5 protein-coding genes are annotated in these 6,699 nt (G+C 62.4%); all 5 read left to right on the forward strand.

Annotation, left to right across the window (positions count from 1 at the left end):
• Positions 1–187 precede the first annotated feature (187 nt).
• Positions 188–1,300 carry a class II histone deacetylase gene (locus tag GJV64_RS00910; protein WP_164155417.1) on the forward strand — a complete coding sequence of 371 codons (1,113 nt, stop codon included), beginning with the start codon at positions 188–190 and terminating at the stop codon, positions 1,298–1,300.
• 661 nt (positions 1,301–1,961) lie between these two features.
• On the forward strand, positions 1,962–3,758 hold the full coding sequence (locus tag GJV64_RS00915) for a hypothetical protein (RefSeq protein ID WP_164155418.1): 1,797 nt from the start codon (positions 1,962–1,964) through the stop codon (positions 3,756–3,758).
• 176 nt (positions 3,759–3,934) lie between these two features.
• Positions 3,935–4,297: a hypothetical protein gene (locus GJV64_RS00920; protein ID WP_164155419.1), complete on the forward strand. Its 363-nt coding sequence runs from the start codon at positions 3,935–3,937 to the stop codon at positions 4,295–4,297.
• Positions 4,298–4,719: 422 nt separating this feature from the next.
• A complete protein-coding gene (locus tag GJV64_RS15550) occupies positions 4,720–5,499 on the forward strand; it encodes a PEPxxWA-CTERM sorting domain-containing protein (RefSeq protein WP_235927536.1) in 780 nt (259 codons plus the stop codon).
• 16 nt (positions 5,500–5,515) lie between these two features.
• On the forward strand, positions 5,516–6,699 hold a 1,184-nt coding region (locus GJV64_RS00930; RefSeq protein WP_164155420.1), incomplete at its 3' end, for a toll/interleukin-1 receptor domain-containing protein.

The raw sequence follows: 6,699 nt of genomic DNA on the forward strand, positions 1-6,699 counted from the left end.
ATGGAGACGGGGTTTTCAATTGGCTTGCTCGGCCGGGCTTCCCGCCCCTGCAGCCGGCACTGGCGGGGACGGCGGCAAAGCACTAGCCTTCACACACGGACCACCCAGGGGGGCGTGGTCACCGCCTGCGGTGCGACCCTTTTTCGTGACGTACAGCGGGGCAGAGACTGCAGAAGGGGAGGACGAGATGACCGCGGGTTTTGTCAACCACGAGCTGACCTACTGGCATGATGTCGGTGCAGGGGCAGGTTTCCTGGAGGCCGGGTTCCCCGTCCAGCCGGGCTGGCCTGGAGAGCATCCTGAAACCAAGCGTCGGTTCAGAAACCTGCTGGAGCTGACACCGCTGTGGGATCAACTCCATCATATCAAGCCCCGGGCCGCCACCGATGCCGAGATCATGCGGTTTCACACCGAGCGATACCTCAATGTCGTGAAGGAGCTGAGCAAAAGCCCGTTTGGCGGTGATGCTGGCGAACTGGCCCGTGTCGGCGCCGGCACCTACGAAATCGCTGCCATGGCATCCGGCATGACGATCAGTGCGGTTGAGGCCGTCATGCGTGGCGACTGCACGTCTGCCTATGCCTTGACCCGTCCTCCGGGGCACCACGCCGATGCTGACATGGGTCGGGGCTTCTGCATTTTTGGCAACATCGTGATCGCGGCCAAGCATTGCCAGGCGGTGCACGGGATGAAGCGCATCGCCGTCGTCGACTATGATGTGCATCATGGCAACGGGACGGAGACCGCCTTCTATCGTGATCCATCCGTGCTCACCATCTCGCTGCATCAGGACAATATGTTCCCGCCGGATCGCGGCAAGGTGGAGCATGTTGGGGAAGGCGAAGGCGAAGGCTATTGCATCAATATCCCGATGCCTCCCGGTTCCGGCTCGGGCGCCTATGATGCGGCATTCAAGGAGGTGATTGTTCCCGCGCTGCAGCGCTACAAGCCGGAAATCATTTTCGTCGCTTCCGGATTTGACTCCAGCTACTATGACCCGCTTGGGCGCATGATGCTGTTTTCCGACGATTACCGTTCGATCAGTCGTCAACTCATGGCGGTTGCCGACGAGGTCTGCACTGGGCGGCTCGTCTTCTCGCATGAAGGTGGGTACAACCCCTGGTATGTCCCCTTCTGCGGCGTCGCGGTGATGGAGGCCTTGTGCGGCAGCAATAACGTGATCGAAGATCCGTACATCGGCTTTCCGGCCGCGGCGACCTACCAGAGCATTCAGCCGCACCAACGTGCAGTCATCGACGCCGTGCGCCAACAAACGGAAAAATATTGGAACAGCTGGTAAGCGGCCAACGTCATCCCGAGTGCGCGTTCGTTGCAATGACTTCAGCTGCCGACGTTTGCTGACGTCGGCAGCTGTTTCGCTGTCCATGTGGGAGAGGGTGCGGCGCAGTCGGAGGGATTCGCCCCTCCCGTCCGGCGTGGCACACGCCAGCCAAGCGAACGAGGGTTCGCAGCGCTCATTTTTCGGTGGCGGTGGAGGAAGTCTGCTGCGAACCGGGCTCTGTGGCAAATTTCCCTGTTTTCCCTGTTATTGATGCTTTTCGCAGCGGCTTCTGCGGCAGGCCGCCCGCATATGTCCTTGAGAAATAGACCATTCCTACGAAATGCGCCGATTTTCGAACAGGGAATTGGTGTCGCGATAACAGGGAATTTCAGGTTCGATTTCAGGGAATGAACCTCAACCAAACAGGCAAAGCTCACCAACCATGCCTGGTCGGGTAGAACCCACGATCATCCTTGTCACCAAACACCTCTTCGCGCCCAAACCGTGCCTCGAGAGCTTCAACAGACATTGCTCACCCGGCATGCTCGAGCGCCTCGGTTGGGGACTGCCGGCTATCCAGTTTCACATGCGCCGTACCGCGGAGAACTCCAACCTAGCGTTGGACAAAAGACTCAACATGCAGTTAATGACCCATGTCTGGAGTAAACACTAGGAATCCTTGCGCTTTGCAGAGCAGCCTATCAAGCTTCGGATCGTGGCGGCGGGAGGGACCTTCATGCACTTCGATACCGGGAGGACCGGACCACGCCGACCCGCGTTGTCGCTACGCCTCGGCGTAACCGGGCATCGCCACCTCCCGTCCGAAGCGATTGGCTCCCTCGCGGCACAGGTCGAAACAGTATTGGGAGCGCTAGCTTCCGCCATCGGCGGAATCGGCGGATCGCTGGATAACCCGTTCGCAGGCGGTGAACCGAACCTCACAATCCTTTCGCAACTCGCCGTCGGCGCTGACCAACTGGTGGCGCAGGTCGGCATGGCAAGCGGCTGGTCGCTGGCGGCGGTGATGCCATTTTCGCCTGACCGATTTTTCAGGGATTTCGACGAACCGGACCGCGAGCGCTTCGTCGCCTTGCTCGATCAATGTGAGGCAAGCTGGCACCTGCCGGGCGATGGCGAGGAGGCTCAGCAGGCCTATGCCCTAGCCGGTGAGGCGACGGTGGCGCAATCTGACCTGCTGATCGCAATCTGGGATGGCGCAACGGCCAGGGGGCCCGGCGGAACGGCCGATGTTGTTGACCATGCCATCCGCCGGGGTGTCCCCGTAGTCCATATCTCTGCTACCGGAGCGCATGATGCGACCCTGCTCTGGGCCGGGATCGACAGCATGCCCTCGGCGCTTTTGCACCGGCACAACGTGCCGCGTCGGCCGGCGGATCAGGCAACCCTGACAGCCACCGTCGAGGCGCTGCTGCTATCGCCCGCCGAAGCGGCCGAGCGCCGTTACCTTGCCGAATTCGCGGCCGAGCGGCTGCCGCGCGTGTGCCTGCGGCTGGAATATCCGGTGATGCTGGCGGTCGCCGGCGTTCGGCCGCTGCGGCGGACTGACCTGCTGCCTGCAAGGAGCATGGACGCCGGCGACGCCTTGGACGAAGCCTATTGCTGGGCCGACAGGCTGGCAGACGCTTACGCGCAAGTCTATCGCAGCGGCAGCGTGTTCAACTTCGCGGCTGCGGCGGCGGCCGTCCTTGTCGCGCTGCTGGGCTTCCTTGCGCCTCATCTGAAGCTGGCGATCGTTGCTGTCGAATTGTTGCTGATCGTCGGCCTGATTGCCAATACGATGATTGGCAACCGCCGCGAATGGCACAGACGCTGGTTGGATTATCGTTATCTCGCCGAGCAGCTTCGGGTGATGCGCAGCCTGAAGCGGTTGAACGTGGCGACACCCATGACCGATGTCGCCGCCCACCTTCGCGAGGCGCGGTGGACCGACTTCTACGCAGCTGCGATCTGGCGTCAGTTGACGCCGGCCACCATCGCAGACCAGCCGGCGCTGGCTGCGCTGGCGGCTGAAGCGATCGCCGATATCAAGGACCAGATCAGCTATCACCGCGCCAATTCAGCGCGCATGCACCTGCTCGATCACCGATTGCACCAGGCCGGCACGCTGCTGTTCCACGCCACGATCGCGGTCGGCCTGATCAGCCTTGTCGGCCTTGCTGCCGGAATCGACCTGATCGTCAGCCACGTCAAGTTGTTCACCTTTCTGTCGGCGGCGTTGCCAACTGTCGGCGGTGCCCTCTTCGGGATCCGCGGCCAAGGTGACTTCGCCGGCGCGGCCGGCCGCTCGAGCCGCACGGCCGCGAGGCTGGAACGAAGTGCGGCCAGCCTGTGCACCGCCCCGTTCACGCTTGGCCGAACCGCGCGCATCATGGAAGACGCCGCCATTTCGATGCTCGACGATCTGGGTGAATGGCGCGCGGCCTACACATACCGCAAGCTGCTCATTCCCGCCTGACCACGTAATACAGATTCCGAGATCATCCCGGCCACCGTTCCGAGATGATCCCGGCCGCCTTGGCGGGGGATTGGGGTACCTGATCGTTGGGTTCATTCTTCCAGTTTTTTGACCGGGAGGATGGCATGCCGACAAGGCGGCCGCAGATCCGATCAGAGGCAGCACGGATCGGCCCGATGCTGACGCTGTTGGTCGAGAAGATCATCGAGAGCCGCAAGCATCCGCGGCAAGCCTATCGGTCCTGCATTGGCATCTTTCGTCTTGAACGGTGCTTTGGCGCCGCGCGCCTGGAGGCAATTGCGCTGGGGGCAATGGAGATCCAGGCCCGCAGTTACCCGTCCATCAAATCAATCCTCGAGAAGGGGCTTGATCAGCTCGCCGTGAAGTCACCCCCGGCACGCGAGCCCATCCAGCACAACAATATCCGGGGTCCCGGTGGTCAGTTCGGCAAAACCGACATTATTGCGCACACACCCCCTTTGCTGATTTTGGCCTTGGGAGATTGGCCGGTGCGTTGCATCCGGTGTAAGGTGGCATAAGGCTTCAGCGCGTGCCGCTCGTACAATAGAGTGCAACGTGAACTTCGAGCCGAAGCCTGAGGAGGGTTGGTTTTTAACCAGTACCCGTTTCGGCGCTGCGCACGAAAACTGATGTTTGCATGCATGCAAGTGACCGGCGGCTTGGCGCCCGCATTGCGGCCGGCGAGAGCAACAGGTCGTGCGCCCGAAAGCTGCAGTGGCCGTGCTGGGAAGGCGCGGCCGGCCTGGCCGCAAGCTGGAGCCGGTAGCTAGGCCGGGCACAGATCTCTGGAGCGGAATTTGCTGGCTTTTCGTTCCCTTTTGTCTTTCACGCCCCGCGAATAATCTGCATTCTGGCCAATGGCAGGCTTCCCTTGCTGATGTCGTGACGCTAAGGTTTTCTTAGTGATTCTGGGTGTTTGTAAATTTTCGGGGGAATGGTGGTGCGTGTATTCAGCAAGACAGTTGTCGCCGCGTTCGTCGCCGCCGGCCTGGCCACTGGCGCCGATGCGCGGCGCGTGACGGTGGACGACTCAATTCCTTATGACATTGGGGGGTGCTCATACAGCTTTTCCACCAGGGATTCCACACTGTGCCAGCCGATCAACCTCGGTTTCACTGTCGGTGTCACCAGCTTCATTGACCCAGAGTTCGGCAACATCATAGACAATTACGAAAGTATCGTCGTCTACGATGACGGCTTCATAAGCTTTGGCGGCGAAGTGAATGATTTCACTCCAGTAGCGCTCGATAATTTCGACCGGCCTGTGGTCGCTGTCAATTTTGAGCTGCAAGATTTCCTGCCTATCGGCCAATTTGTGAGAAGTCTCGGCCAGATTCGCGGGCCCAATACCTTCGAGGTCGAGTGGTACAACGGCAGCGTCGACTGGACATGCACCGAGTTCGACCCCGATGACGAATTTCGCTGTATCAACGGTTTTACCACCGAAAGAATTGGGGCACCGCACGCCCGCCTGCTGATCGAGGCGCTGCCGAACAACGCCACACGTTTCACCATGAGCTGGACGCAAGGCGCAAGCAACTTTGGCTATGTTCTTGGAACGGACAGGCGCGAATTCGGCGGTAATGGCGAACGCGTCTTCCGGTTCGAAATTGGCAGCTCCCCGGCCATTCCCGAGCCCGCAACCTGGGCCATGATGATTGCTGGCTTTGGCCTTGTGGGAGCCGCCGCCCGCCAGCGGCGCCCGTCGCCCACCGCTTGACGAATTAACAGGGCCGATGCGCTACTCGGCTTTCATCAGCTACAATCACCGGGACAAGGCAGCCGCGCAGCGCCTGTTGAAAGCGCTGGAAACTTGGCGCGTGCCCGGCCGCTTGCATGGCCGCGAGACACCGTGGGGGCCGCTCGGAGCAAGGCTCGCGCCGGTCTTCCGCGATCGCGACGAGTTCGCGACCTCGTCCGATCTCGCTGAATCGGTCAGGCATGCGCTGGCCCAGTCGGCCAATCTCATCATCATCTGCTCGCCGAACGGCGCCCGCTCCAAATGGGTCAACGCCGAGATCCGTGAATTCACCCGGCTCGGCCGCCGCCAACGGATCCAGTGCCTGATCGTGAGCGGCGCGAGCAATTCGGGTGACCCGGAAACCGAATGCCTGCCGCCGGCCCTGTTCGAAGACGGCGGCAGCGAGCCGTTGGCGGCCGACGTCCGCCCAGGCGGCGACGGCTGGACGGACGCCCGGCTGAAGCTCATTGCCGGCCTCATCAACATTCCGTTCAGCGATCTGAAGCAACGCGATCTGCAACGCCGGCAGCGGCGGATGGCCCTGATCGCCACTGCGTCGGCTATTGGATTTGCCGGCATGACGGCACTCGCCGCCGCCGCCCTCTTGTCCCGCGCCGAGGCCGTCCGCCAACGGGACATCGCCCAGGAGAAGACAGCGACGGCCGAGCGAACCGTCGATTTCGTGAAGTCGCTTTTCCAGGTGTCGGATCCTTCTGAAGCCATGGGTCGGACCATTTCTGCGCGCGAAATCCTCGATACTGGCGCCCGGCGAATCGAAACCGAGCTTGCTGACCAGCCCGCCGTCCGGGCCGAGCTGGCGACCACGCTGGGGGAAGTCTATGCCGGCCTCGGCCTGTTCGGGGAAGGCGCCCGAATTCTCGCCGTCGCCGAGGGTCTCCCCGGCCTTCCGGCCGAAACCCGCGCCCGCCAGGCAGCCGCGCGTGGCGAGGCACTCGCCCGCCAGAGCGACTATGCGGGGGCCGTCGCTGCCTTCGATCGTGGCCTCGCCCTTGTCCCTGCGATCGAACAACCCGGAAGCCTCGAAGCCCGCCTCCTCGTTGGCCGCGCCGATTCGCTCTCCGCCCAGGGCGCCCATGCCGCGGCCGAGCAGGCGATCGCCCGCGCGCTTGCCGTCGAGGTCGCGCGCGTGGGCCGCTCCCACCCCGATGTGGCGCTGGT

It is taken from the genome of Sandarakinorhabdus rubra, from assembly GCF_010994245.1.
In the GTDB taxonomy this organism is placed as follows: Bacteria; Pseudomonadota; Alphaproteobacteria; order Sphingomonadales; family Sphingomonadaceae; genus Sandarakinorhabdus; species Sandarakinorhabdus rubra.